At 41.8% G+C, this 26603-nt stretch carries 21 protein-coding genes and 1 pseudogene; 6 read left to right on the forward strand and 16 right to left on the reverse strand.

The genetic code is table 11. The features are described from left to right. The first annotated feature begins 126 nt into the window (after positions 1 to 126). Positions 127 to 930: a hypothetical protein gene (locus F607_RS0103315; protein ID WP_027706913.1), complete on the forward strand. Its 804-nt coding sequence runs from the start codon at positions 127 to 129 to the stop codon at positions 928 to 930. 25 nt (positions 931 to 955) lie between these two features. Here the strand turns inward: F607_RS0103315 and F607_RS27970 are convergent, their stop codons facing one another. From F607_RS27970 to dusB, 5 genes are all read right to left on the reverse strand, one after another. Then, a complete protein-coding gene (locus tag F607_RS27970; RefSeq protein WP_051310802.1) occupies positions 956 to 3775 on the reverse strand; it encodes a hybrid sensor histidine kinase/response regulator in 2820 nt (939 codons plus the stop codon). A gap of 314 nt (positions 3776 to 4089) precedes the next feature. Continuing rightward, positions 4090 to 5397, reverse strand: coding sequence for a phosphoribosylamine--glycine ligase (gene purD / locus F607_RS0103325; protein WP_027706914.1), 1308 nt, complete (start codon positions 5395 to 5397; stop codon positions 4090 to 4092). 47 nt (positions 5398 to 5444) lie between these two features. Then, positions 5445 to 7052, reverse strand: coding sequence for a bifunctional phosphoribosylaminoimidazolecarboxamide formyltransferase/IMP cyclohydrolase (purH, locus tag F607_RS0103330; RefSeq protein ID WP_027706915.1), 1608 nt, complete (start codon positions 7050 to 7052; stop codon positions 5445 to 5447). 199 nt (positions 7053 to 7251) lie between these two features. Beyond that, on the reverse strand, positions 7252 to 7572 hold the full coding sequence (gene fis / locus F607_RS0103335) for a DNA-binding transcriptional regulator Fis (RefSeq protein ID WP_027706916.1): 321 nt from the start codon (positions 7570 to 7572) through the stop codon (positions 7252 to 7254). Then, the gene (gene dusB, locus F607_RS0103340) at positions 7569 to 8558 is read right to left on the reverse strand and encodes a tRNA dihydrouridine synthase DusB (protein WP_027706917.1); all 990 of its coding nucleotides are present in this window, start codon (positions 8556 to 8558) and stop codon (positions 7569 to 7571) included. The genes fis and dusB overlap by 4 nt, the downstream gene beginning before the upstream one ends. Before the next feature lie 33 nt (positions 8559 to 8591). On the opposite strand from dusB, the gene F607_RS27975 reads away from it, so the two are divergent. Continuing rightward, on the forward strand, positions 8592 to 8792 hold the full coding sequence (locus F607_RS27975) for a hypothetical protein (RefSeq protein WP_157365369.1): 201 nt from the start codon (positions 8592 to 8594) through the stop codon (positions 8790 to 8792). A 14-nt stretch (positions 8793 to 8806) separates the two neighbouring features. On the opposite strand, the gene F607_RS32495 is transcribed toward F607_RS27975, so the two are convergent. The 7 genes from F607_RS32495 to F607_RS27985 all read right to left on the reverse strand — a co-directional run bounded on the left by F607_RS32495 (position 8807) and on the right by F607_RS27985 (position 18240). Beyond that, a complete protein-coding gene (locus F607_RS32495) occupies positions 8807 to 10513 on the reverse strand; it encodes a DUF3426 domain-containing protein (RefSeq protein ID WP_051310804.1) in 1707 nt (568 codons plus the stop codon). A 157-nt stretch (positions 10514 to 10670) separates the two neighbouring features. Continuing rightward, positions 10671 to 11561, reverse strand: coding sequence for a 50S ribosomal protein L11 methyltransferase (gene prmA, locus F607_RS0103355; protein ID WP_027706919.1), 891 nt, complete (start codon positions 11559 to 11561; stop codon positions 10671 to 10673). Positions 11562 to 11703: 142 nt separating this feature from the next. Continuing rightward, a complete protein-coding gene (gene accC, locus F607_RS0103360) occupies positions 11704 to 13044 on the reverse strand; it encodes an acetyl-CoA carboxylase biotin carboxylase subunit (protein WP_027706920.1) in 1341 nt (446 codons plus the stop codon). Between the two features lie 44 nt (positions 13045 to 13088). Next, positions 13089 to 13568, reverse strand: a complete 480-nt coding sequence (accB, locus tag F607_RS0103365) for an acetyl-CoA carboxylase biotin carboxyl carrier protein (protein ID WP_027706921.1) — start codon at positions 13566 to 13568, stop codon at positions 13089 to 13091. 27 nt (positions 13569 to 13595) lie between these two features. Next, positions 13596 to 14048: a type II 3-dehydroquinate dehydratase gene (gene aroQ, locus F607_RS0103370; RefSeq protein WP_027706922.1), complete on the reverse strand. Its 453-nt coding sequence runs from the start codon at positions 14046 to 14048 to the stop codon at positions 13596 to 13598. Positions 14049 to 14446: 398 nt separating this feature from the next. Beyond that, positions 14447 to 16357, reverse strand: a complete 1911-nt coding sequence (dsbD, locus tag F607_RS0103380) for a protein-disulfide reductase DsbD (protein ID WP_027706924.1) — start codon at positions 16355 to 16357, stop codon at positions 14447 to 14449. A 209-nt stretch (positions 16358 to 16566) separates the two neighbouring features. After that, entirely contained in the window at positions 16567 to 18240 is a 1674-nt protein-coding gene (locus F607_RS27985; RefSeq protein WP_051310806.1) for a diguanylate cyclase, read from the reverse strand. 201 nt (positions 18241 to 18441) lie between these two features. On the opposite strand from F607_RS27985, the gene F607_RS0103390 reads away from it, so the two are divergent. From F607_RS0103390 to F607_RS0103405, 4 genes are all read left to right on the forward strand, one after another. After that, positions 18442 to 19161, forward strand: coding sequence for a hypothetical protein (locus F607_RS0103390; protein WP_027706925.1), 720 nt, complete (start codon positions 18442 to 18444; stop codon positions 19159 to 19161). A 55-nt stretch (positions 19162 to 19216) separates the two neighbouring features. Further along, the gene (locus tag F607_RS0103395) at positions 19217 to 20266 is read left to right on the forward strand and encodes a DUF2333 family protein (RefSeq protein WP_027706926.1); all 1050 of its coding nucleotides are present in this window, start codon (positions 19217 to 19219) and stop codon (positions 20264 to 20266) included. A gap of 332 nt (positions 20267 to 20598) precedes the next feature. Further along, positions 20599 to 21333: a hypothetical protein gene (locus F607_RS0103400; RefSeq protein ID WP_027706927.1), complete on the forward strand. Its 735-nt coding sequence runs from the start codon at positions 20599 to 20601 to the stop codon at positions 21331 to 21333. Between the two features lie 839 nt (positions 21334 to 22172). Next, the gene (locus F607_RS0103405; RefSeq protein ID WP_027706928.1) at positions 22173 to 22604 is read left to right on the forward strand and encodes a carbon storage regulator; all 432 of its coding nucleotides are present in this window, start codon (positions 22173 to 22175) and stop codon (positions 22602 to 22604) included. Between the two features lie 249 nt (positions 22605 to 22853). Here F607_RS0103405 and F607_RS0103410 read toward each other — a convergent pair whose 3' ends face one another. From F607_RS0103410 to F607_RS35395, 4 genes and pseudogenes are all read right to left on the reverse strand, one after another. Beyond that, on the reverse strand, positions 22854 to 23825 hold the full coding sequence (locus tag F607_RS0103410) for a hypothetical protein (protein WP_027706929.1): 972 nt from the start codon (positions 23823 to 23825) through the stop codon (positions 22854 to 22856). 16 nt (positions 23826 to 23841) lie between these two features. Continuing rightward, positions 23842 to 25446, reverse strand: a complete 1605-nt coding sequence (locus F607_RS0103415) for a hypothetical protein (protein ID WP_027706930.1) — start codon at positions 25444 to 25446, stop codon at positions 23842 to 23844. Positions 25447 to 26007: 561 nt separating this feature from the next. After that, positions 26008 to 26358 carry a hypothetical protein gene (locus F607_RS0103420; RefSeq protein WP_027706931.1) on the reverse strand — a complete coding sequence of 117 codons (351 nt, stop codon included), beginning with the start codon at positions 26356 to 26358 and terminating at the stop codon, positions 26008 to 26010. A gap of 6 nt (positions 26359 to 26364) precedes the next feature. Then, positions 26365 to 26603: pseudogene (locus F607_RS35395) on the reverse strand (ISAs1 family transposase); the annotation flags it as partial.

Genomic DNA, 26603 nt, shown 5'->3' on the forward strand with positions numbered 1-26603 from the left:
TTGTCAGAACCCAGATTTAATTTATAAAAAAAAGGTCTAATATTAATCCGCTTTAACACTAAAGTTGTTCAACTCTTCAACTATATTTGTAGTATCAGTAGCCGGTGCATGAAGGTGTGATGTCTTATGGACGTCGTAGCCGTGACTCCAAACAACGTCATCAATGCCACTTTGCAGGCAGAAGTAGCAGTGCAGAGGTCGCCTGCGGTTCGGGTGCAAAGCCCGTCTTCAGAGGATATTGATGTCAATATCAGTCAACAAGCAAGAGATGTGGCAGCAGGGCGTTTTTCAGCGGCCGATCCTGCAGCGTCAGTTAACACTTCCTTCACCCCTTCATCATTGCAAACTGAATCTCGGGTTGCAGTCAGACCAGCAGTACAAACTGATAATGCTCGTAATGATGTAGCACCTAGTGACAATTTGGCTCGTGAAATAAACCCTACTTCTGTGGGGCTAGAAACTACCGATGTTTCTGCGGACCTGACTGGAACCCGGATACCTTTAGTTCGTAATGTCAACCAGTTAAATGAAAATCAACAGGTTGACCTGGCTACTGAGTTAGATAACCAGCCTGTCGTTGTGAGTGCGCCCGCAACTGATGAACCAGCTGCAGCGATTAGAGATAGTGAGGCCTCTCAGCCTCAAGCTGATGCGTTGAACAACAATATTCAGCAACAACCCTCCACCAGAAATGAGGTTAATACCAATCCTCCTGTAGAAAGTACTTCTGAAGTAGAGGCAGGTCCTGTACAGACCAATGTTTTGCCAAATAATCAGAATAGTCAGCCAGAACAAGTTGTTACTGTAAATACAACTGAGCTTGAGAGTGATGAACCTGCCAATGTTAATGCTGAAGGTGCTATACAAACCTATCGTCAAGTGGCACTTACTCAGGATGAGCGGGTTTCTATTGAGTCTTTTTCGGTATAGTACTAAATGTTAACCGTCAATCAGGCTAGTGTTCAGCTGCTGTATGAAGCCATGTTTGGATAATATCTTTTAAATCTTGCAGCTCAATGGGCTTCATTAGCTGACCATTCATACCTGCCTGCTGTAAGCTTTGTTTTTGGTCTGAAAGGTTGTGCGCAGTGACGGCAATAACAGGGACTATGCTGCGATCGTGCTTCTGCTCCCATTCCCGTATACGCTCTGTTGCTTCAAAGCCATCCATAATTGGCATTTCACAATCCATCAGAATTAATTGATAGTCATGTCCCTTTGCTGCCTCGACAGCATCACTGCCGTTATAAACAATATCTGGTTCAAACCCTAGTTTAGCCAGCATTCCTCGAATTACTTTGGCGCTTGTAGGATTGTCTTCTGCAACCAAAATACTGCCTTTTGCAACAGTAGGCTGCAGAGAAGCCATCGACTGCAAAGTAACAGGAGAAGGCTCGGCTTGCTTACTTTGAAAACGAGTAAGCTCCTCTTTCAGGGTGGTTTTTAAGGTGTAATGTGCAACGGGTTTAGTCAAAATACGTTTAATGCCCGCATTACGTGCATCGACGCTATTTGGCGCAAAGCTCACGCCAGTAAGCATAATAATTAAAACATCATCACTGATGGCGCTATCTTCTTTAATCTTTGCAGATAGCTGCATGCCATTCATCACAGGCATGTTTTGGTCCAAAATAACAAGATCAAAATGCTGGTTCAGGTGAGCCTTAGTCCTGAGCGTTGCAAGCGCCTCTTTTCCATTCTGGGCACCTGTTACATCCATACCTAGCGCCAGGCATTGTTGAGTCAGCACTTTACGGCAGGTTTCATTGTCATCGACGACGAGTACACGAATACCGTGAAAATCAAAGCTCTCTTCTTCATCTTGAGGAATAGTCTCAGGCTGCTTGAGAGGTAAAGTAAACCAGAAGATACTCCCTTCACCTATCTCACTTTCAATGCCAAACTGGCCACCCATCAATGTGAGTAAATGTCTAGAAAGCACTAACCCTAAGTCAATTGATGAGTTACGTTGAGCATTAAGCACAATATTTTGAATATCTGCATTTAAAAGTAGCTGACACTCTTCTTCTTCTATCCCAGCACTTGAGTCTTTGACAATAAAGCGCAACTGGCGGTAGCCACTTTCTGATTTTTCAATGGTTGCGCTAAGTAGTACCTCTCCAGTATCTGTTCGTTTAAAGGCATAGCTTAACAATGACAGAAGAATCTGTTGGAGCCGTGCGGGGTCGCCAGTAACTATGCGGGGAACTTCCGGATGGAGATAGCTGATTAATTCTATTTGCCTTTGCTCAGCTGCTAGCTTGTACATCTCCAGACAAGTTTCAACGAGCACATTGATATCAAATTGAACCTCTTCCAGTTCTAACTGGTTTGATTCGAGCTTACTGATATCTTGTATTTGATTCAGTAAATTGACTAAGTCATTGCCAGCATGATGAATGGTTTGAATATAGTCACGTTGTTTGGGGGTAAGAGATGTGTCGAGCAATAGCTCACTCATACCTAAAATACCATTCATAGGGCTGCGCAGTTGGTGGCTAAGGTGTGCTAAAAACTCGCGTTTCTGCAGAGGCTGCTCTTGAGAGGGCACAACTTTTTGCTGGCATAACAACAAAGCTCGTTGATGGTGAAACTGTTGAGCAACAGCATAAGAAATGCCGATCAAACTTAAACTGGCAATAGTTAGGAGTAACCAGTTAGCCTGGTAAGGCTGTAAGTGGATAAAGTCGAGTGCAATTAACAGGCTAAGAATAAGTGCAATAATGAGGGGGCAGAGACCAATCAGAAGGGTTTGCGCATAGCGTGTGCCTCGTCGAAAGAAAATAAGCGTGCAGCTAAATACAGCAGTGCCAATGGTTACTAAAATAACGTGGGTCGCGAGAGGTGGAAACTGGTGGCCGACAACAATAGCAAGAATGGCTGCTGTTGAGGCTAAAAGTGCACTGATAGCAAAAAAACGATGCAAGAGGTGGGAGTAATTTTCTACGGCAAAGTAGCGCTTAACAAGTAAGCACATCATGGCGGTGCCCGTGAGTAAAATAAACTGGCCAAGTTGGCCTTCGATCTCAACCAGTCCAGGTAAAAGCTTAATTAATTGACCTTGCCATATAAGCTGATAAGCCAGAGAGCAAAAAAGCAGAATGACTAAATAAAGATAGTTACGTTCGCGCCAGTGGAAAAAGGCAACGAGGTTATAGAGTGCGATACCTAAAAACAGCCCAAATAAGGCACCATTTATCCATTGGGTAAGGGTAACAGATTCAATAACTTGATCAGCAGAAACCAGATACAGCGAGAAGTTCATGGCTTGCTTGGAACTGAGCTTAAGAAAAAACTGCTGTGGAGCGTTTTCATTCAACTGTACAGGGAATAAAAAGCTATCATGAGCCACTGGGCGACTATTAACAGGACGCTCTGAGCCAGTGTAAACAGATGAAATTTGCCCTTTGTATACTGTAAAAAAATCAATCTGACTGATGTTGCCAAAGAGTTGAAGATAGACTTGTTGTCTAGTTTTTGTTACTTGGTCAATTTGAATTTTTAACCAGTAAGAGGAAGGGGACTCACCCAGCTGAAATGCATCGCTGCGAATGGGGGAAAAACGCAGTTCGTAGCTATCAGAGAGCACTTCGTTAATTGTTAGCGTACGGGTTTTGTCTTCAAAGACTTCAGCATGCTTGGCTAAATTAATGCGAAAACTGTCTGTAGAAAGGTTTACTGATGCGTGTGCACTGGTACTAATCAACCAGAAAACAAGTGTAATGAGGCAGAGAACATGCCATTGAATTGGTGCACTGACTACTGACCTTTGCACAGGAGATATCCCTTCAACGTGAAGACATCATTATAACCAATTGTTATGCACTGTTAATAATGGGGACTTTGATCAGCGCACCTTTCTTGCTGATAGATTGTATGTATCCTAGCGTAACTTGACTACCTAAGCTGTAGTGTAATGTCTGCATTTGTTAACAGTGAATTGCTTTATTCTTATTGTGTTAAGTCAAACTATTATATTCGTCAGTACCAGCACTTTGCGTTAAAAGTAAGCAGGGTGCTGGTTTATGTTAAGCAGGTAATTATAGTACTTTTTTTAAAACACTACTTTCTTGGACAGCGTGCTGATAATTACTTGTGTTCAGCGGCTTTTTCTCTTGATATCGCCCGGTGCCCTATATCGGTTCGATAATAAACATCAGGCCAGTGAATATGGCTGGTCGCAGAATAAGCTTTTGACTGAGCAACCGTAACTGTTTCACCTAGAGCTGTAACGCATAGTACACGTCCACCATTGGTTAGGACAGATTGATTTTCAGCTCTGGTACCCGCATGAAACACTTTAATATCAGAGTCTGCCTGCAGTGCTGGTGTGTCTAAGCCAGAAATATGATCACCTTTGCGGTACTCCAGTGGGTAGCCACCAGCGCTAAGCACAATACCAACAGCTGCTCGTGGGTCCCACTCAATACTGCAACTATTAAGTTTTCCTTCAAGTGCTTCTAAGCATAATTGTGCTAGATCTGACTGTAAGCGCATCATAATAGGCTGAGTCTCTGGGTCTCCAAAGCGACAGTTAAACTCAAGTACCTTGGGAGTGCCATCAGGAGTTATCATCACACCGGCATACAAGAAACCTGTATACGGTATCCCTTCTGCTTTCATACCTGCTACGGTGGGTAGCATGACTTCATCCATAATACGCTGGTATATAGAAGGCGTGACCACGGGGGCTGGTGAGTAGGCTCCCATGCCACCAGTATTAGGGCCTTTATCGCCATTGTCACGGGCTTTATGATCCTGAGAAGTCGCCATAGGCAAAATATGCTCTCCATCGACCATGACAATGAAGCTAGCCTCTTCTCCTGTTAAAAACTCTTCAATCACAACGCGATGGCCTGCATCACCAAATACATTTCCTGCCAGCATATCTTCAACGGCAGCAATCGCTTCAGCTTCCGTTTCGGCTAACACAACACCCTTACCAGCTGCAAGCCCATCTGCTTTTACCACAATGGGAGCACCGTGCAGTTTTATGTAGCTGATAGCTGGAGGAATGTCTGAAAAACTCTGGTAATGGGCCGTGGGAATTTTATGGCGAGCTAAAAAGTCTTTCGCAAATGTTTTTGAGCCTTCGAGCTGAGCTGCCGCTTGGACAGGGCCAAAACACTTTAAACTTGCAGCCTGGAAGGCATCAACAATACCTGCCACTAAAGGTGCTTCAGGCCCTATTATGGTGAGGTCAATGGCCTCAGTTTCGGCAAATGATACTAGCCCATTAATATCAAGTGGATCCAGGGGAATATTTTTGGTTTTGGACTCTAGGTGAGTCCCTGCATTACCAGGTGCTACAAAGATCTGGCTGACTTCGCTGGACTGTGCCACTTTCCAGGTTAAGGCGTGTTCACGACCACCGTTTCCAACAATCAAAACTTTCATTAAACCGGCCCTTTTAAGGTTTATTGGCTACTCAATTTTGGTATGTGTTAGTGACGGAAATGTCTGATACCCGTAAATACCATTGCAATACCTGCCTCATTGGCTGCAGCGATCACTTCCGCGTCACGCATGGAGCCGCCAGGCTGAATAACAGCTGTTATGCCTGCAGCAGCGGCAGCATCAATACCGTCCCTGAAAGGAAAGAAGGCATCTGACGCCATAACAGAACCTTTGACCACAAGATTTTCATCGGCTGCTTTGATGCCTGCAATTTTAGCACTATAGACGCGGCTCATCTGTCCTGCGCCAATGCCTATGGTTTGCTGCTTCCGAGCGTAAACGATGGCATTAGATTTAACATATTTCACTACTTGCCAGGCAAAAAGCAGATCTTGCATTTCTTGGGGCGATGGCTGGCGATCTGTTACGCAAGAAATATTGGGTTGGGCTATTACACTAAGATCTGCATCTTGAACCAGAAGTCCGCCTTCAACGCGTTGGTAGTGCAAGTAGGGTGAAGGTGCCGACGACCACATACCACAATTTAGGGCACGAATATTGGGCTTATTACTTAAAGCTTCTGTTGCTGCCTGGGTAAATGAAGGCGCAATAATAACTTCGACAAACTGTTGAGCCAGAATAGCATCAATAACGTCACTGTTTACTTCCTGATTGAACGCGATAATGCCACCAAATGCAGAGGTTGGGTCAGTAGTATAAGCTCGTTGATATGCTTCTAACAGAGTGTCAGCAATAGCCACACCGCAAGGGTTGGCGTGTTTAACAATGACGCATGCGGGTTCTTGAAAGTTTTTTACACATGCGAGGGCAGCATCCGCATCTGCAATATTATTATAGGAAAGGGCCTTACCTTGAAGTTGGGAGGCTGTTGCTAGGGATGGTTCAGGTGTTGCTCTACTGTTACTCACTTCTTTGTAGAATGCTGCTTTTTGATGAGGATTTTCACCGTAACGCAAATCGAAGCTTTTTGAAAAAGTCATACATAATGTGTCGGGAAATTTGTCACTGATCTGTTGGGTATTATCTGCAGTAGAGATGACATCACTTAGATAGTTTGCGATAGCTTGATCATAGGCGGAGGTATGTTGAAATGCCTGTAATGCCAGTTTTTGGCGCATTGAGAATGGGATACCTTGCATATTATCCATAGCATCAATAACAGATGAGTAGGCTTCTGGCTTGACAACGACAGTCACATCCTGGTGGTTTTTAGCGGCCGCTCGCACCATAGTGGGACCACCAATATCAATGTTTTCAATGGCAGTTTGATAGTCACAATCTGGCTGGGCAATCGTTTTCTGAAAGGGGTATAAGTTGACAACCACTAAGTCTATCGCTGTGATGGCATATTGGCGCATGGTTTCATCATCAATACCTCGGCGAGCAAGTATGCCACCATGTATTTTGGGGTGTAATGTTTTTACCCGGCCACTCATTATTTCTGGAAATCCAGTGTAGTCGGCAACTTCTTGAACTTGGACTCCCTGATCTTGCAACAAACGAAAAGTGCCTCCTGTTGATAGGATATTAACACCACGTTGTTGAAGTTGTTGAGCAAACTCTACGATACCTGTTTTATCCGATACACTAATTAGTGCACACTGAACTGGTTTGGATTGGAGGTTATTTGCCATAGCAAGCGCCCTAAATTGGTTTTCAATCAATGACCACAAATAAATTCATTCTGCAAGCTTAGGTTATTTATTAAACGCTGATGGACGATGAAGAAACCTGAGCTGTTAAATGAGGGTGCATAATACTGGCTGCTTTTTTTATTTTACTGGCAGAAACAAAAAAGGCGGATTGTTATCCGCCTTTTGTCGTTTGTTGCTATCACAGTAATCCATACTGTTTTAACTTTTTACGAAGTGTCCCTCGATTCAGGCCCAAAATAGCAGATGCTTTGGTTTGGTTGCCATTAACGTGGGCCATGACCACTTCCAGCAAGGGGGCTTCAACTTCAGAAAGCACCATCTGGTATACATCAGTTACTTCCTGGCCATCCAAGTGGGCAAAATAATTCGCCAGAGACTTTTCTACGCTATCCCGCAGTGTCTGCGACTGTTGCTCAACCGGACTGGTTAAATGCTGGCGCAGAAGCGAGTTATCAGTCGCGGAAGTATGTTCTTTCATTATAATTTCAGATGCAGTCATGCCGCAATGTCCTCTCCATTAAGTAAACGTTCAAAGTACTCCTGAACGCTTGCGCGCTGAGCGGCTGTGGTTTCCAGCTGGTTAAAATGCTGGCGGAACTTATTGCCACTTGCATGCGCCCTCAGATACCAACCTACATGCTTACGTGCAATACGTATGCCCATATAGTCGCCATAGAACGTATATAGGTGGTTCAGATGATTAAGCAGTATTGCTGCAACATCATGTAGACTCGGCGGTGCTAAGAGTGAGCCTGTTTGCAGGTAATGTGATATTTCTTGGAAAATCCAGGGTCGTCCTTGAGCTGCACGACCAATCATTACTGCATCAGCTTCGGTATACTCTAGTACGGCTTTTGCTTTTTCCGGTGAGCAAATATCACCGTTGGCAAACACAGGAATACTTACAGACTGTTTGATGGTCGCGATGGTATCGTATTCTGCTTCACCTTTGTAGCCACAAGCTCTTGTTCGGCCATGAACGGCCAAAGCTTGGACACCACAATCCTCAGCGATTTTGGCAATAGTTACCCCATTGCGGTGCTCTGGGCTCCATCCAGTACGAATTTTTAATGTAACAGGCACATCGACTGACTTGACGACAGCAGTAAGTATATCGCGAACTAATACTTCATCTTTCAGTAATGCTGATCCGGCTGCTTTGTTACAGACTTTTTTGGCTGGACACCCCATGTTGATATCAATGATCTGAGCACCATTTTCCTGATTAAGACGGGCTGCAGTAGCCATCATGTCAGGATCGCCTCCGGCAATTTGAACTGCACGGGGTTCAGCTTCTCCTTCATGATCCAGCCTTAGCTTGGATTTACGACTGTTCCATAGCTTGGTATTAGCTGTCACCATTTCAGAGACGACAAGCCCTGCCCCTAACTGCTTACATAATTGGCGAAAGGGTCGATCAGTCACCCCTGCCATAGGAGCAAGAATAACGGGTACGGTTATTTTATAAGAGCCTATTTGAAACACGGGCCTTACCAATCTCATCAATGGGTGAAACTGGTGAATACACTTCACATGGTCGAGAAACTAGATTTGGCTAAAGTTTCGACAACTACAGTTGCTGTTCAGGATACCACCGATAACGTGGGGGGTCGCTATCATACTCTGTTGTGTTTTTCTTATAAAGCAAAATTCACTAAAAAACTGGTTAAATTGAGAGCACTTATGCAACAGCTTCAACTTAGTGGCATGAAGAAATAGCAACTGATTGAGGGTTATTTGTGCTTTAAGAACGTCATGTGATAATTAACTGCGTTTGGACCTGGGTCAACAATTTCAAAAGATAAATGAATGGGCACTCGTGCAGGCATTTCTTTTGAGCCTGCTAACTCACCTGCAAGATAGTCTGAGGGTTTAAATCCACGTGATGCAATTACGTTATCATTGATATCAGAAAAAGTGAGTTTAATTGTTGGAAAGGGTTGAGCAAAGTTCGCTTGGTTAAAAATAATTGCATCGATTAAAAGTGCATTTGGGTAACGTGGGTGACTTCTAACTAAAAGCTCATTACCTTTAATTTTGTTGATATCGATTCGAGTGGGCAGCTTACATCCAACATACTGGCAGGCTTTGGTGTAGTAAGGACGGTAGCGTTCATCTTGTGCCAGCGTATCAAATTTAAACCAGCCATACTGGATTATAAGTCCAGCGACTAGAATAATGTTTGCAACCATCCAGGCCGTTATTTTCCACCAGTTTCGTTTTTCGGGAAGAACAAGCTCCAAGGGGTCTGATGCCAGTTCATTAAGCAAAAAAGAATTTTCAGCATCTGTCTCTGTTGCTGCGGGCTGTTCGATATCCTCTATAACAGGCTCATCTTCTTCATCTGGCAACAATGTCTTGGTGCGCTTAACAGGCTTGGTTTGCTTAGCAGGACGAGCAGCTTTTTCCTTTGGCTCTGTTGTAGGTGTTGATGTAATTGGCTCATCGAGTGTTTGTTCTACATTGTCATGCTTGCTTTCTGTCTGGGCTGAAGTTTTTTTACTGAAGGTACTTACCCACTTTAAAGTTGCCGCAGGAGAGGTGCCATCTGCTGTTTGGCCTTCAGATAAGTTTGATTTTGCTTGTACTTGGCTGTTTACTTCAGTTGCTTTGAGCGCGCTAGAGGGTATTGGTTTGGGAGGTGCTGAGTGCTGATTTATTTGTTCGCTATCTGCTGCCCTTTCTGAAGCTACTGCACTTGAGCTGTCACCGACTCTTGTGCTGCTAGGCTGATCTTCTAACTGTTGTTGTGCTTCGATAGGCTGTATTGATGATGCCTGTAAAGGTAGGGGCTTAATGGTTTGTCGCTGGTGATCAGCTGCTGTCTCTTTACTTTTACTATCGTTTTTTTCCTGTTTGACAGGTGGTTCTTCGGTTTTAATGGCAGGTTGAGACGTTGGCTGAACTTTTGTTGTTGCAATAAACGGGGCTGGAGAAGATGCTTTTTCTTCAGTCTCAATAGGTTTTATTTGGGGGCTAGGTGAATAATTCGGGCGTATATTATTCTTCTCTTGAGATTTTTTAACTCGAGCTTCTTCCAGTTCTTCTTCTTGCTCCAGCTCAGCTAATAAAGCGAGCGCCCAGGATTCATCTACCTCTTGGAATGAGTCTTCTCCTAAGGTTGGTGATGATGCAGGGGATGCGTCAGGAGGCGTAGCCTCTTCAGCTTGTGTTGTTGAAGGTTCTGCAAACTCTAATAAATCATCTTCAACGTCAAAAGAGCATTGTAAACCCTGATCAAAGCGAGTATTGGGCGATGATGATTTTTCTGAATACCCTGCAAGTGTCGTCTGATTATCTGGAATTAGGTAATTAGTAGCTAAAAATACATGCATGCATGAGCCACAGCGTACTGAGCCATTGGCAGCATTCAATTGACTTTTTGTAAGGCGGAAAGAGGTTCCGCACTGGGGGCAGCGGGTTACCCAAGTACTCACCATAGATGCATGTAGCCCTAACCACAGATCATCAAAGTTAAAAAAACGTCTTGCTAAAAGTACTAAAAAAATATAAATCAGCCACGGTATTGTTTACCTTCGACTTCTTTCAAAGCTCTGTGGAACCTGCTTATCTATAAGCCTGACAGTGTTATACCTATTAATGTGTGGCTATTTTTCGTCCAGCCAGACAAACCCAACCATCCTGGGTTTTGAAGTAATCTAGCGAAAACCAAGGTGCATAGGCTGCAATAACTTGATCCGCTTGTTCCATTAAAATACCAGATAACGCAATTAAACCATCGGTTTTGACAAGTGGTGCAAGTTTTGGTGCCAAATCAATTAATGGTTTTGCTAAAATATTAGCCACTAATACGTCGGTTGTCGTATTAGAAAAGTCCTCAGGAAGATAAACATGTAACTGCTCAGGGTTTATGTGATTACGCTGAGCGTTATCTGCCGTAGCCTGTAAGGCTTGTGGGTCGTTATCGATGGCAATTGCTTGTTTTGCTCCAAGCAAGAGCGAAGCGATGGCAAGAATTCCAGAGCCACAACCATAGTCAATAACGTCGAGCTTATTAAGATTTTGGGCATCTAGCCAGGTTAGACACATTGCTGTTGTTGGGTGGGTCCCTGTGCCAAATGCTAAACCAGGATCAAGTCGAAGGTTAACTGCGTTTGGTTGAGGAGGCTCTAACCAGCTGGGACAGATCCATAAGCGCTCACCAAATTGCATTGGGTGGTATTGTCCCATCCACTCTCTTTCCCAGTCTTTATCTTCGACAATTTCTATACGGGAGGGGGGAAGTGGCTCAGGAGAAAAGTAATTTTCCAAGCTCGCTGTTACAAGCTCCATTGGCGTGTTTGCTGTAAAAAGGCCAATAAGAACAGTTTTCTCCCATAATGGTGTAGTACCAAGTTCTGGCTCATAAACAGGTTTGTCTTGGGCGTCTTCATAAGTTACTGAGCAAGCACCAAGCGCCAGTAACTGGTCTTCAAGTTCGTCAACCATTTTGGGGTTAACTTCTAGCTTTATTTGTACCCAAGACATACGAGCAACCTTAGTTTGTGATTTTGCCGGGCAGGGTAAGGATAATTTTATGGTAAGTAAAGAGGCAGGAACAACAGGCTGATAGCCTGTTATTCCAGTCTTAAGTATCTAGCCTCTACTAAGAGAGGGGAGATCTTTTCATTTAACGAGAAAGTTTCTGCTCTAGATAGTGGATATTGACGCCACCCGCTGCGAAATTGCTGTCTCGCATTAGCTCCATATGCAAAGGTGTGTTGGTCCGTATACCGTGAACAACGAGTTCATCCAACGCATTTCGCATTCTTCTGATGGCTTCTTCGCGATCTCCACCGTAAGCGATTAGCTTAGCAATGAGTGAGTCATAATAGGGGGGGACCGTATAACCTGTGTAAAGGTGTGAATCAACTCGAATGCCATAGCCACCTGGTGCATGGAAGTGCTTCACAGGTCCAGGAGAAGGCATAAATGTTTTTGGGTCTTCTGCGTTAATACGACACTCAATAGCATGGCCACTAATTGTGATGTCTTCCTGGCGTAGTGATAAAGGCTCGCCACTAGCGATTTTGAGTTGCTCTTTAACAATATCAACACCAGTCACAATTTCTGATACTGGATGTTCAACCTGAACCCGAGTGTTCATTTCAATAAAATAGAACTGGCCATCCTGATATAAAAATTCAAAGGTGCCTGCGCCTCGGTAGCCAATATCAACACAAGCTTTTACGCAGCGCATAGCAATATCATTGCGTAAGTCATCAGGGATGCCTGGTGCAGGCGCTTCTTCAATGACTTTTTGGTGTCGTCTTTGTAGAGAACAGTCTCTGTCACCAAGATGTATCGCGCTCCCCTGGCCATCTGCTAAGACTTGGATTTCAACATGGCGAGGTCTTTCTAAGTATTTCTCTAAGTAAACCATGTCATTGCCAAAAGCGGCGAGGGCTTCGGACTGTGTCACACTGACAGCATTTAACAGGTGAGCTTCACTGTGAACAACGCGCATTCCACGACCGCCACCACCACCTGATGCTTTGACGATAACTGGGTAGCCAATTTCCCGGGCGATGCGTACAGTGCGCTCTTTATCTTCAGTAAGTGGACCATTAGATCCAGGAACAGTAGGTACTCCTGCTTTTTGCATGGCTTTGATAGCGGATACTTTATCCCCCATCAGGCGAATGACATCAGCAGATGGACCAATGAACTTAAAGCCACTCTTTTCAACTTGTTCTGCAAAATCTGCATTTTCCGCTAAGAAGCCATAACCGGGGTGAATGGCAACAGCATCAGTCACTTCTGCGGCACTGATAATAGCGGGAATGTTCAAGTAGCTATCAATTGGGTTATTCGGACCGATACATACTGTCTCATCAGCTAACCGAACATGCATTAAGGATTCGTCGGCCTTGGAGTGAACTGCGACGGTTTTTATGCCGAGTTCTTTACAGGCGCGCAGAATCCGTAGTGCAATTTCACCACGGTTGGCAATTAGCACTTTTTCCAACATGATGTTGATCCTGCGTTGTTAGTTGTGTTGAAAGCATTAAATGCTTAGACGATTGTCACCAGAGGCTGGTCAAACTCAACAGGCTGACCATTTTCAACCAAAATGGCTTCTACGGTGCCGGTTTTGTCTGCCTCTATTTGATTCATCATTTTCATTGCTTCAACAATACACAACACATCACCCACTTTGACATGTTGTCCAACCTCTATAAAAGCAGGAGAGCTGGGAGAAGGAGCGCGATAAAAAGTACCAACCATGGGTGAGTGAACCGTATGGCCATTAAGTGCTGGCTTTTCAGGCTTGTCTTCTGCTGGCTTAGCTTCTGCGGCGGGAACAGCGGTAGCAGAGGCAGTTGCCATTGGCATTGTTGGCTGTAAGTGGGCAGCAGCATAAGCAGGAGCTACAGGTGCTGGATTAGAGTGACGGCTGATCCGCACGGACTCTTCACCTTCTTTTATTTCCAGTTCGTCGATACCGGATTCTTCCAGTAACTCAATGAGTTTTTTGACTTTTCTAATATCCATAGTTCGTGCTCTCTTCAAGCTAGAAATTTAGTCAAGTGCAAGGTTTTCTATATGGCGGATTGCTGCAAGCAAAGCCAGTTCGTAACCTTGTGCACCTAATCCACATATCACCCCTTGAGCAACATCAGAAAAATAAGACTGATGTCGAAAAGTTTCTCTCTGGTGAATATTGGATAGATGAACTTCAATAAATGGAATATTGACCCCTAATAATGCATCGCGTAATGCGACACTCGTATGCGTAAATGCCGCAGGATTGATAATGATGAAATGAATGCCCTCATTAGCCGCATCATGAATACGGTCAATTAATTCATACTCAGCATTACTCTGCATTGCTTGCAAGTGGTGGCCATGTTCCAGAGCCTGTGTTGTCAGTGTCTGGTTTATATCGTCAAGTGTCGTTGACCCATAAATTGTGGGTTCTCTTTTGCCCAGCAAATTTAGGTTAGGTCCATGGAGAACAAGAATGGTTGCCATATTAAAGAGAGCCCCCAAATTATCTTGGTTATCCCCAGAAGAAGTAAACTGAGGGGTTTAGAGTGTGTTACCTTTGTGTGGGTCTGTAAGCCCTTAAAAACTGGCCTGTTTAGTTAGCCAGCATTCTTGGTTAAAGATTTACACAAGAACGTGTCATTACATGGTTGTTGACAGCAGTTGTGTAACCTTAACTGTTCAGACTTACAATGAACTTGCTGACGATAATGATAAGGCGCAGATTCTGCCTGAAAGAAAAAGAACTGTCCAGTTATCGTCTGTTACTGCACGTTACCGCCATGATAAAAGCCAGTTTATATATTTTCCCGTAAGATGGTTAATAAATAGCAACACGTTAGCTACCGTTGTTTACTTTCTACTGAATTTGACCCTAATTGTCGTCAATTAAGCACTGAAGTTAGACGATCTTTTAAGGATTGGGCAGTAATATCGCCTTGTAAGCGTAGAGAGGAGAGTTCATTGCCTTGTTGATCAAAAAAAAGCAGGGCAGGAGGACCAAACAGGCCATATTCTTTTAATAGTGAGCTATGGTCAGGCGTATTATCAGTAATATCGGCTTTGACCAGCATAAACTGACTTAATAGTGTATTAACCTCTGGTTTCGTAAGGACGTCTCGCTCAATGACTTTACAGGAAATACACCAGTCAGCGTAAATATCAACTAAAACAGGTTTTTTTTGCACGCTGGCCTGGGCAATAACATTCGTTAGTTGTTGGGTAGTTGTTACTGTTGTGAAATCAGCGCGTTGAGATTTAATAGGGCCAGAGGCAGTGGCTAGGGGCCTTAGTGGATCATGGTTTCCTTGGGCTGCACCAATAATCAGTGTGGAGCCATAAATCAGCAAAATAATACCTAGTCCTTGAAAAAAAGCACGCCACTGGGTCTTAGGTGTAAAGTTAAGCGCACCGAGGTAAATTGCACTACAGATGAGTAATGCAGCCCACAGCATTAGTGTGAGTGGGCCTGGTATTAACCTTTCCAGTAACCATATGGCGACTCCCAGCAACAGGACGCCAAAAACGGATTTAACTGCATTCATCCAGTTACCGGCTTTGGGGAGTAACTTGGCTCCTCCTGCTCCAATGAGAAGTAAAGGAATTCCCATACCAATGCTTAAGCTAAATAAGCTGACAGCACCTAATGTGGCATCGCCTGTTTGTGAAATGAATAACAAAATTCCAATTAAGGGGGCAGATACACAAGGTGATACCAATAAGCTAGAGAAGATGCCCATAACACCCGCACTAAGATAGCTCCCTCCTTGCTGCTTACTCATAATGCGGTCAATTCTATCTCTTAAAAACTGGGGCAGCTGAAGTTCATAAAAGCCAAACATTGCAAACGCCAAGAGAACAAAAAGGATCGCAAAAGGAATGAGTAGCCAGGGAGACTGGAATTGGGCTTGAAGATTGTAATCTGCACCTAGCAAGCCCATTAGAGAACCAACAATGGTGTAAGTAATGGCCATACCAAGAACAAAGCATAAGCTTAGGGTAATAGACTGGCTTTGAGATAACTGGCCACGTTGATGCTCGCCGACAATAATACTTGAAAGGATAGGCATCATGGGAAATACGCAGGGGGTGAAGCTCAGGCCTAAGCCTGCAATGACAAACATGAGAATGATCCATAGCCAGTTACCTGAGCTAAGGAGTTCAGTATAGGTTGCTTCAAGTGTTGTGTTACTGCTGATGGGTGAAGTGGTTGCAGGAATAACCGTTTTGCTAGAAACAGCCAAGGTTGATGTTGTAGCAGTATTTAAAGGTTGCGAGGATGTTGCTGTTGGTGTACTTCCTGTTGGGCGCTGGGGAGTTAATGCTAAGTTAATGGTGTGTGGGGGATAACACAGTCCCTTTTCAGCACAGCCTTGGAATGTTGCTGCCATAGAAAGCAGATCAGTTTGCTGATTTAAGGGAAGCTTGACTGTAACATCGTGCTCAAACACCTCTACATCTTTTTGCTGGAATGGGTCAAACTTGATCTTTCCAGAAGGAATAACCGGGTTGCTACTGGTAATTCCTGCATCTTCAATCCTAAAGCGGAACCTGCCTTTATAAAGATAATGTTCTGGTGTGACTTTAAAGGTTAAGTAAGCCGTACCGTCTTCAATATAGCCTTGCACCTGAAAGGCTTCTTCAACAGGAAGAAACTCACTGTCTTCGATAGAACTGAGGGCATTATTGTTAAAAGGTGAGCGGTCAAATAAGCCTTCACTGTATGTGAGTGGACTCAATAATCCTAATAGAAGTAATAATGAAGCAAGCTGTAGGAGGGAAGGGCTTTTTTTCATTGATTATAGGGTTCCGTCACCATAAATGTTTGAGGGTTTGACTTTAGACCTTTAGCTGAGTTCCTGATGTCGCATAGATTAGCATAAACGCGTGGGTAAAAGCTTTACAGTATTAGCAGGAAGTAAACGAGTGGCTGCTCAGCTTATTAAATGACCGATTAAAATATAAAAAACTTGCAAGGGGAATGTGTAGTGTGTGAGTGGGATGATTAGGAGGCTGAAGCAGCGGGTTTTTTAGGTGATCCCTTCTCTTTCGGAGGGGTATAAATCCGGACACAGTTACGGCCAGCATGCTTCGCGTCATAAAGTGCCTGGTCTGCTTGAGAGGATAACATTTCATTGTTGTCTTCAGTGAGCATCGCTATTCCACAGCTAAATGTAACCTGGAGGTCTTCTGGGTGAGCAGGTTGACGCAGCTGAGCAAAGTGCGAGCGAATATCATTAAGCAGTGCAATGGCATTTTCTTGCTGGGTGTTGGGGAGGATGACGGCGAACTCCTCACCACCATAACGTCCCACTGTATCTGTTTTCCGCAGGCGCTGTTTAAGAAATAAGGCGAGGCTTTTGATCACCCTGTCACCCATTGGGTGGCCATAGGTGTCATTCACACTCTTAAAGTGGTCTATATCAATCATGGCAAAGGCGAGTGGTGTTTGGTTTTCCTCAGAGCGCAGGATTTCATTTTGCAGCTGTTGCAATGTATAAGTGTGGTTATAAAGCCCAGTCAAGCTATCCCGTATCATTCTTGATAGCAAAGCTCTGGCCCGCTCGCCACGGTTTCTAACCGTAGATATTAAGTGGTGAGGTTTAATCGGTTTGGTCAAAAAGTCATCCCCCCCCTCACTCATGGCAATTAATTGCTTGTCTACATCAGCTTCAGCGGAGAGATAAATAATGGGGATGCTAACGTACTTTTCCTGCTGGCGAATGACTTTAGCTAACTCCATCCCATTACATTCAGGCATATACATATCAAGAATCATCAAGTCTGCATCGAATTTTTCTAGTGCATCCAGGACTTCCAAAGGCTTCGTGATGACTTCTGTGATAATGCCGGCTTTGTTCAGTGTATTTTGTGTGAAATAAGCTTGAGCTTTTGAATCGTCAACGATCAATACACGGTAAGGGTCCTGAACAACAACACGTGTTAGTTGTTCAATACGATCAATGATATGACCAATTTCAAGCCCTCGGGTATAAAACTCACAACCAAAAGCCCGAGTTGCTTCTAACCGCGTTCGAATATCATCAATATCATGACTATAAAACAAAACAGGGAAAGGGCTGTCGCGCTCTGCCTGAATCTTCTTAATCAAATCAATACCGGCATGACGCTGTCGGCCGAAATCAACATCCATGACAATAACGGCAGGGTGGCGGGCATGATATGCATTCAAAAAGTCTCTGGGGGCAAAAAATGCTTTGGCTCGAATCCCAAAGTAATCCATTTGTTTCAGTAATTTTCCAGCAAGGCTGGGATGGTTTAGGCCAATATAGACAGGTTTCGTTGACGGAATTGATGTAGGTTTGGCGTTAGAGTCGCCTTTACGAAGGGCTGTGTAGCTGAGTGTGGAAATCAGGTTATTGAGTTTACGAATTGTATCACTATTAGGGATACTGTTACTGTCAAAATTTTGTAGAATATCCGCGATCTGTTCTGCGATTTGAGCATGTTTTTCCTGATCAAATCGTTTAGCGTACTTCAAAAGCTTCTCATTCGCTCGATTAAACTCCTCTAACCACTGCTTAGTCCAGTGGTCGGTATTTATTCGGTGCCAACATTCAATAACCTGGCGCGCCCTATTAGTAACGCGTTGAGCAAAATGATCCTTTAGCCGAGCGGTAGACTTTTGTATTGATTCTTTAGAAACTTGCTCGGTCATGATACAACGGACAGCCCATATTAAATGACATTATTTGATCACCATGTGCGCGTCTAGCTCAACAAACTAGTGAAGTTTTTACTGCTTTGTCTTGATAGTTATAGGTTATAAGATGGATTGACTCAACTGGTCGCACATGCATTATGTTACTCTAACCTCAAATACTGCCCGAAAGCCACTGTTATGATAAAAGGCGTGTTAATGGAGAATATTCATAAACAACGTTGTTTGATCCCTATTTTATTGGGATTGTTTCTTACTGTGGGTATAGCAGGTTGTAAGCATCAGACACTTCCCGCTAACGATCCCCAATCTACTCAGGAAATGGTTCAGAATGATACGAAGCATAAACGTATGCAGTCACGTATTGCCTGGTTATTGCTAGAGGCAGAAGATGCTTTTAAAGAACGGCGACTGACAACCCCAAAAACTGACAATGCCTTAAGTTATTACCAAGAGGTTTTAGAGCAACAGCCGGATAGTATTGAAGCACAACTCGGAATTGAGCGTATCGTTAAGCGTTACAAAAATATGATCCGTTATGCAGTTGAGCAAAAAAAACTCGCAAAAGCACAAATTTTATTGTTAAGAGCTCAGTCAGTCGATAAGGATCATAAATTATTACAAACACTTGCAAATGAAGTTATGTCTCTGCAGTCAAAAGGAAAATTGCAGTTTTATCTGGATGTAGATCTGCTACAAGCTCGCTCACCAATTATTGTGCATCACTTAGCGTCTATTAGAAAATACCTTGCAGACGGTGTACAAGAGGTACTTTTGGTAAGCCCTACTGATGCAGATAGTCAGTGGATATTGAAGCAGTTAGATGTTAATGCTAATGAACAGCGATTTACTGTACAACAGCAGGCGGGTAAGCAGCCTAAAGTTCAAATTAAATTGTCTTCCAGTAAAAACTCGTAAAGCAAGTTGTGCACAGTATAATTCTGAAAATTGATTACTAAATTAGAGAGAAATTATGGTACTTGACAGCATAAAGGATGTGCTTTTCACGTTGGGTGAAAAGTTCAGGATTCTCGGAAAAGGACGTTTAGGAAAAGCCATCGGAATTGTTGGAGTCGTGCTAGTCTTGCCCATTGTTATTTTAGGTTTTATCTGGAACGCTGAGCCAGATTTATTTGATGTTGATACAGTGGCAAAAGACTATGCAAAACAAGAAGGTAATCAGGTGGTTACCGGCTATGTAACAACTTACACTCTTAAACATGTGACAGAAACGCTTTTAAATAAATCAGGTGGCTTTTTGTCAAACGATGTTATGCCACCCAGTGTTTTGATGGACAATATGCCAAGCTGGGAGTTTGGGGTTTTAGTACAAGTTCGTGACCTATCCAGGGCTATGCGGAAATCTTTCAGTCGGTCACAGTCACAATCGGTTGAAGACAAGGACTTGGCGATTGCTGAGCCACAATTTTCATTTGATCATCGAAGTTTTATGCTACCGTCTTCTGAAAAGGAGTATAAAAAAGGTCTTAAAAAGCTTGATAAGTACCTTCAGCGGTTAGCTGATCCAAAGGATCAAAATGCTCAATTTTACGCCCGTGCAGATAACTTGCGAGATTGGTTGGCTGATGTTGAAACTCGTTTAGGTAGTTTATCCCAACGGTTAAGTGCAAGTGTTGGCAAAGACCGGCTTAACACTGACTTAGAAGGTGAACCTGGGGCAAAGCAATCAACTTATAAGAAAGAGTTATTAGAAGTTAAAACACCATGGCTTGAGATTGATAATGTCTTTTTTGAAGCCAGAGGCACGGCATGGGCTTTAATACACTTTTTGCGTGCGATTGAAACAGACTTTGCAGATATTTTAGAAAAGAAAAAAGCTGTCATTAGCCTAAGACAGATTATTCGTGAGCTGGAAGCCACTCAAGAAGTTATTTGGAGTCCAGTAATTCTTAATGGAAGTGGGTTTGGCTTTTTAGCAAATCACTCGTTGGTGATGGCGTCCTATATTTCTCGTGCAAATGCTGCTCTGATCCAGTTGCGTAGCCTGCTTCAAAAGGGCTAATAATTCCACTTTTGAATATTTTTGTCACCAGGTTAGATGTAGAAGTACATCTAACCGCATCCTCATTTCTCTCTGCGTTTAATACACTACATTTGCCTTTTACAATAAAATAATTTTTATCAGTATTTGTTTTGAAATAGTGCTTATTAGCAAATATTGAAACTTGTATTTTATTGTGTTGTCTCTGTAAAACACGTAATACAAATAGGCCTTAGTATATTAAATCATCATTGGGTAGAAATTCTAACTCCGTAATTGGAACAGCCTTTTACAATAGACTGTTACTGTGTAACTACCCTCTATTTACCCACTTTATCCAGGCTTTAAAGTTCATGGTAAAATACCCAACATATACACTGCTTGCAGTAAGTTTGTTTATAAATGTTCCTGCTATTAATGCAATGGCTGAAGAAATAGAGCCTCCACCGGTCATGAAATCCTGCACTGGAAATAAATGGTGTAATGTGCAGGTTAAAACACAGGACTGGCCTGAGCGTGGGAAAAGGTCAGGAGAAAAAAATGAAGGTTTAGAAAAAGTTGATATGGAGCTTTTTTCTCTAGATATTCCCAAAGGTTATATCAAGCGCGACTATGACAAATCGAGGCAGCAACTTGAGGTCAAGTATTCAGACTATACTTTGTTGCTGATTAAGGAGGAGGCCGGTGCGTATAGCACTAAGCATTCATTGATACCTGATGAAAAGATTAAGCAGGATCCCAAGTATCATCCTATTAAGCAGTATGAGATTGCTTTTACAGAAACAGAACCTGAGAAAGAGCCAAGTGATAAATATGAAAAACTTTTATACCGTCTGGCATTTTTTACAAAATCTTTGGGGTTAAAGGATGCTGTGATCTATAGAAAGGAAGATATCAATGCCTATCAACGGCGATATGATATGGATAGTCAACTGAATGAAATTAATGTGTATGTGACACGAGCAGATCGGCCAAAAGAAAAGTTAGTTATTGCATTAATAGGTGGTGATGTGAAGCGTCTTCAGCATATTTTAGCCACAATTGAAAAAAGCATCGATAAAGATAAGGAAGAGAATAAGAGTCAATAGGTTTTCTTGGTAACAGCTTTTATACTCAAAGCGAATGATTTTTAGCGGGGCTAGTCTGATCTGGTCTCGTCTGTTGGAGCTAGCGATAGTAACCATAGTTGTTTAAAAGTGCTAGCTGGGCCGTCAAGTGCTGAAGCCACCAGAGCTTATACAAATAAGTGACTGTGGTGGCAGTTAAATACTCCTCGGCAATAGCTCCTGCATTGCTCTACTAAAAAAGCAATTAGTCACATTACCAGATCCTGAGTGAGGGGCTGAAAATGATGGATCTATGCTCATTTAGGCATATAAACTTTCTCTATGGATGTAGTTTTGTGATGTGTTTCAAGCTATTTTTTTGTGTTTATATGTGTGAACACTGATTTATTCAAAACAATGCTAATTGAGTTCATATTTCCTTATAACAAATAGCCAAACTGTGAAGTGTTGCCTCTCAGATAGTCCGTTTTAAGGTAGTCTTGCAGCTTATTTAGTTCACTTTAGCGTTACTCTGACGCAGTTTAAAAAGTGCTAGCTGATTAAAGGATAGATTGAAGAGGGGGTTAAAGCCTTACTTCCATAATACGCAGGGGCTGAATGGTAAACACCATACAAGTAGTGCTTTATTCAGCTAATGCTTAGCCATGGTTTGGGCATTAACGAATAATCTATGGTTGAAAAATTAAGAGAGAGTTGTCAAGAAGACATTGTATTAACTCACAAATGATAAGCTGAGTCTATGCAGAAGTAGATATTTTGTATATCTACTAGGGGATAGAGAATTTACTTTATAACCAATAACTAACTTGGTTAGTACATCATTTTAATGGACTATTCGCAGGCAGTATGAGAGTCATTTCATGTTAAAGTTGACAATTAAAAAAGGCCATGCCATTTGTATTGGCGATGATATAAGGATTGAGTTTGAACCCGAATACTATAAAAATAAGGTTCATGTAAAAACAAAAATTTTTGCACCAGATGAAGTCCCTGTAAAGCGATTGGAAATTTATGAGGGAAAAGAAGAAATCGAAAAGGATATTAAAGATTATTTCCGTCGAGTTAAGTCTTACAAACATAAACAAACAGATTCACCTCGTAACAGTTCTGCTCCCATAAAGCAAACAGTACGCCATCCTTATATGTTGCATCAGCAGTCAAATTATAATAACTATTATGATAAAGCTGATTACAGTCGTGACAATGTCGAAAGAAATATCTCTCAACCAAAAATAATAGTAAAGAAAAAGCGAATGTTAAGTGCCTCAGAAAGTGATAGCAATGCATTATAAATAGGCATTGCTTTTGGCGTCTGTAGGTTGTTTTTGACAAACTATTTATAAGGCTAACATGACGTAAGTTAGCTAAATGCTTAATGGGGCTTTAGAGATATAAATTCTTTATATGCTAGGTTTAACCAGTTTGAATGCATTAAACTGATTAAACTATTATTCTGCCCCATATAAACTACACGGTTTAACCGTTGCGAATAATTAGATTCCAGCTTTAATTTAAAGCAATTTAATAGACTATATTGCTTTTTATGACTCAATCGAAAGATTAAGCATTGTGGTAATATTTTGCCATGAATGTTGCTTACTCAGCGTCCTTAAGCTTACCGGCCTTTCAATTTGTGTCTTTATCTTTAAGATACCTGTTGTTTCAACAAAATTGCTAAAGGCATCTATCCATTCTTGTGCAACAGCTTTCGAAAGCCCTTGATTTTGTAAGTCTTGTAACCAATAGTTATTTTGAACTTGGTTGATCAGCGATGTAGGTTCGGTATCAGGACTTAAAGGTAAGGTTAGCTTATGCCACTCCTTAATACGTGATAGCAAACCACTGTCTTCAAACTGTAAATCAAGCTGTTGAACTCTTAAACTGCCTAGTTGCTGATTACTTAAATCATAAGATAGTTTCGAGTTTCCAGATAAGATTGATATTCCAATTTGTTGAAGTTCTTTTCGAGCAAGCCGAAGCCTATCTAAAGTTATATCTGAGACTAATAAACCAACAGAATCTATTTTGAGCTGGGAATGAATGTCGACACTATCAAGTTCGGGTGTATATTCCCAGTCGACTGCTAAGGATGCTGGGTGGTGTTGGTAGCCAATAGCAATAAGTGTTGTTATGGTGTCACGGGCAGGATGATCTGTTGGGAATAAGAGGTTCAAATGATTAATTAAATCAACATTGTAGCCTTCAATTACGAGTGTTCCTTCATACCAGTCCTCAGGCTCTTGGATCGTTGCTAGGGTTGTAGAAACTGAATCAACACGAATAGTAAGAGGTTTGCCCTTAACCTCAAAAGAAATTATTGGGCTAAAAAGAGTCATTGTTTGAGTGAGTGGGTTATAAAAAACGTGATCATATTTAAAGTCATCAAGCAGTTGAAGCTTTTCAAGCTGAGCCATTAAGCGCTTTTCAGCACTGACTTGAAGATAGAACCAGCCACCTAAAATAAAGCTTAATACTGTAACAGTAACAACTGTAAATTTTACCAAGCGATTCATTACAGCTCCTTAAGCTTTACTGCCAAGTTTCAATGTTATAGCGTTTTAAAACAAGCTGAGTTATGTCGTTAAATTCAGCACATTTTTTTTGCTTACATTTTTCTACTCTTTTGATCTTTAATTGCGGAATTATAAATTTATTATTGGCTTGTAATTTTGTATTGCCGGTAACTTGTGCCCAAACTAAATACCAACCAGGTTTAGTTAGTTTCGGGTGATTAGTGATGTGCATTAAATAGGGCCAGTTAGTGGTTGCTTTTTTAGAGTCAATGCTGTCAATATGAATTAAATTAAAGACAGGAATAGGTTTTTTCTCTAATAAGGAGGTTGCTGCAGCAGTTAGGGGATTGCCTAGCCGTTCAGCTTTAGGGAACAGATAAGTGAGCCTAGTAGCAAAGTCAGCATTACGCAACATTTGGGTATCTTGACGAATTAACGCAGAAACTGCTCCTTCAGGAGGTTTTGGTTGAACTGATCGCTCAGTACTTTCAGATGAAGCCAGCCCCTCTGAGTAGTTTTTTTCAAGCCACTTACCGTTATCATGTGTGGCGGTTACTTGAAATAAAATATGTTCATTATTTTCAAGTGGAAAAGTAAGTTTATTTACAACTAATAGGTCAAATGGGGTGACATTACTTGTTATTTTGCGTAATAAGCTTTCGGTTGCACTAAAGAGTTCTTGGTGTTGAATAGAATTTTTTTGAGTTGATGAGCTTGTTATAGCAATAACTTGGCGTTTATTAAAGTGCCATACGCCATTATTCATGGTGAGTAAACCAATAAAATGAACATCTAGCTTGGCATCATGACCTAAGTAAAAGGAGAGAAATTGCTGCTGTTGAAGTTGAAAGCGGTGCAAGAATATGGAATGTGCAAGATTTAGCTGAGGGTCAACTGGAAATCCATGCGCAAATTTACCATTTAGCTGTTTTAATATATAGCCGTCAGTTTGATGAGTTGTTACTTTTCCTAGCCCATAAACAAAGCGTCTGCTGTCACAGTTTAAACCTGTGTACTCAATATAAAGTAATCTTGGATCTTTCCCTAGTGGTAATTGCGGGAGGCGAATTTTACAACGTTGATCTTTGGTGGTAATTTCGTAGTCTTTTACACCATAGTAGGATAACTCTGCTTGGTGCTTTGGCGGGTTCCACGAGTTACCATTTTGATTAGTTTCCTGGCTTGAGGTTTCGTCTGCCACCTCCAATGATAACAGGTCTTTTTGAGTCGGTTGTATATTTTTCTCAAGTTGCCAATTATTATTTCGAGAGGCTTGTCCAATAAAAGCTGTCTTGCCTTTTTGGTTTTTGGCGGTAATTACGACAATATTCACTACCGGACAGAAAGTAGGATCATTTTCTTCTTTTTTAGTATTTAACAGGATACCTAAGCGTTGTGATAGCTGCTGAACTTTTGTGGCATCTGAAAAGCTATGAGGGGATTCAGCTTGTAGCAGTATATTCACTTGTTCACCACACCATACTGCATTTTCTTTTGCAAGAGCATAAATTCGAAGTTGCATTTTTTTTGAGTGAGCGATTAATTGATTTTGGTTTGCTTGTGCTGAGCTAACATTTAATGCAATAAGACTGATGATGAGTGACTTTATAAAAAATGTCATATAAGAGTGACCTTTATCACACCTTAGACTTGAGTGAGAGTCAGGAAATGAAGATATTTCGACATGTGATGAACACTTATGAGGATCAATTTGTTTTGTACGAAATAACGATAGCATTTTAGCTAAGAAAGCGCCTTAAACATGATAGAAGTCATATGGAATGTCATTATTTTAACTGTTCTACAAGCTAGTATGAAACTTGATGTATATAAATGTGAAACTCTGCCCACCTAGAACTGTTTAAGCTGTGCGCTTAACAGGCCCTAATACCACTAAAAAACCTTCATTTTGACTATATACCCTTCACGAATGATTTCTAGGTTTTGTTATCTTCACTCCTCATCCCAATTACCTATTAATATAGGCTCATGGGACTTCGTCACTCGATGGTCGCACCTAAAAACCATTCGTATTGGGTATAGAATCTAGCTAAACACGAATAGTGCAGTAATGGCCACTACTTCTAAATGGATTATTTGGACTTTCTTTAGGCTATATTTGCTTGTACGAATTGGATTCACTGGAAAAGTATAATAGCTATCCGTTATAATTATGATATTTTTATTCTTTTTTGCTATATTTGTGTGTTAATCCAACAAAAGCACCATCTTCTATCATGGCATGGGTTGCTTCGAGCAATAAGTTTGTCAGTGAAATGTTATGCTTGCTGAGTGCACAGAGTAAAGAATATTCTTTATCGACAAGTGATGAGAGTTTCAAGCCTTTGGCATCGCCAGTTTGAGTGCGGTAATAAAAAGAGTATTCATTGTCAACAATGGCATATACTCGCTGCATCTGAAGTAATTTGTATAAGTTTGTCGTTTTTAACTTATTAACTCTACTGGCAATGCCCTCTTTGAAGAGCTTTGTGAGCAGTTGACTATAATGGTATCCCAAGCAGGGCAATCGCATATAAATTTACACCGAACAAATTAGCTTCATTAAATATTCATGATCCCAACCAGCAGAGAGTCTCTTATTTTTTATTCCAATTTTATAAGTATTATCTTGCTTAAGAATATTAAGTGCTATCTGCCTAATTCAAGACATATTTTCAGCTGAATGTCCTTTACGAATTCGACTATCATCTTCTCTGAATGCAACATCCAAACTCCAGTGCAAGCTGTTTTCAATTTGCCAGTGATGTTGGATCATTT

The organism is Zooshikella ganghwensis DSM 15267 (assembly GCF_000428585.1).
Taxonomy (GTDB): Bacteria; Pseudomonadota; Gammaproteobacteria; order Pseudomonadales; family Zooshikellaceae; genus Zooshikella; species Zooshikella ganghwensis.

Coding starts and splice junctions, on each gene's coding strand:
- F607_RS0103315 (WP_027706913.1), top strand. CDS start 127: ATGGACGTCGTAGCCGTGACTCCAAACAACGTCATCAATGCCACTTTG.
- purD (WP_027706914.1), bottom strand. CDS start 5,397: ATGAAAGTTTTGATTGTTGGAAACGGTGGTCGTGAACACGCCTTAACC.
- purH (WP_027706915.1), bottom strand. CDS start 7,052: ATGGCAAATAACCTCCAATCCAAACCAGTTCAGTGTGCACTAATTAGT.
- fis (WP_027706916.1), bottom strand. CDS start 7,572: ATGACTGCATCTGAAATTATAATGAAAGAACATACTTCCGCGACTGAT.
- F607_RS32495 (WP_051310804.1), bottom strand. CDS start 10,513: ATGGTGAGTACTTGGGTAACCCGCTGCCCCCAGTGCGGAACCTCTTTC.
- prmA (WP_027706919.1), bottom strand. CDS start 11,561: ATGTCTTGGGTACAAATAAAGCTAGAAGTTAACCCCAAAATGGTTGAC.
- accC (WP_027706920.1), bottom strand. CDS start 13,044: ATGTTGGAAAAAGTGCTAATTGCCAACCGTGGTGAAATTGCACTACGG.
- accB (WP_027706921.1), bottom strand. CDS start 13,568: ATGGATATTAGAAAAGTCAAAAAACTCATTGAGTTACTGGAAGAATCC.
- aroQ (WP_027706922.1), bottom strand. CDS start 14,048: ATGGCAACCATTCTTGTTCTCCATGGACCTAACCTAAATTTGCTGGGC.
- dsbD (WP_027706924.1), bottom strand. CDS start 16,357: ATGAAAAAAAGCCCTTCCCTCCTACAGCTTGCTTCATTATTACTTCTA.
- F607_RS27985 (WP_051310806.1), bottom strand. CDS start 18,240: ATGACCGAGCAAGTTTCTAAAGAATCAATACAAAAGTCTACCGCTCGG.
- F607_RS0103390 (WP_027706925.1), top strand. CDS start 18,442: ATGGAGAATATTCATAAACAACGTTGTTTGATCCCTATTTTATTGGGA.
- F607_RS0103395 (WP_027706926.1), top strand. CDS start 19,217: ATGGTACTTGACAGCATAAAGGATGTGCTTTTCACGTTGGGTGAAAAG.
- F607_RS0103400 (WP_027706927.1), top strand. CDS start 20,599: ATGGTAAAATACCCAACATATACACTGCTTGCAGTAAGTTTGTTTATA.
- F607_RS0103405 (WP_027706928.1), top strand. CDS start 22,173: ATGTTAAAGTTGACAATTAAAAAAGGCCATGCCATTTGTATTGGCGAT.
- F607_RS0103410 (WP_027706929.1), bottom strand. CDS start 23,825: ATGAATCGCTTGGTAAAATTTACAGTTGTTACTGTTACAGTATTAAGC.
- F607_RS0103415 (WP_027706930.1), bottom strand. CDS start 25,446: ATGACATTTTTTATAAAGTCACTCATCATCAGTCTTATTGCATTAAAT.
- F607_RS0103420 (WP_027706931.1), bottom strand. CDS start 26,358: ATGCGATTGCCCTGCTTGGGATACCATTATAGTCAACTGCTCACAAAG.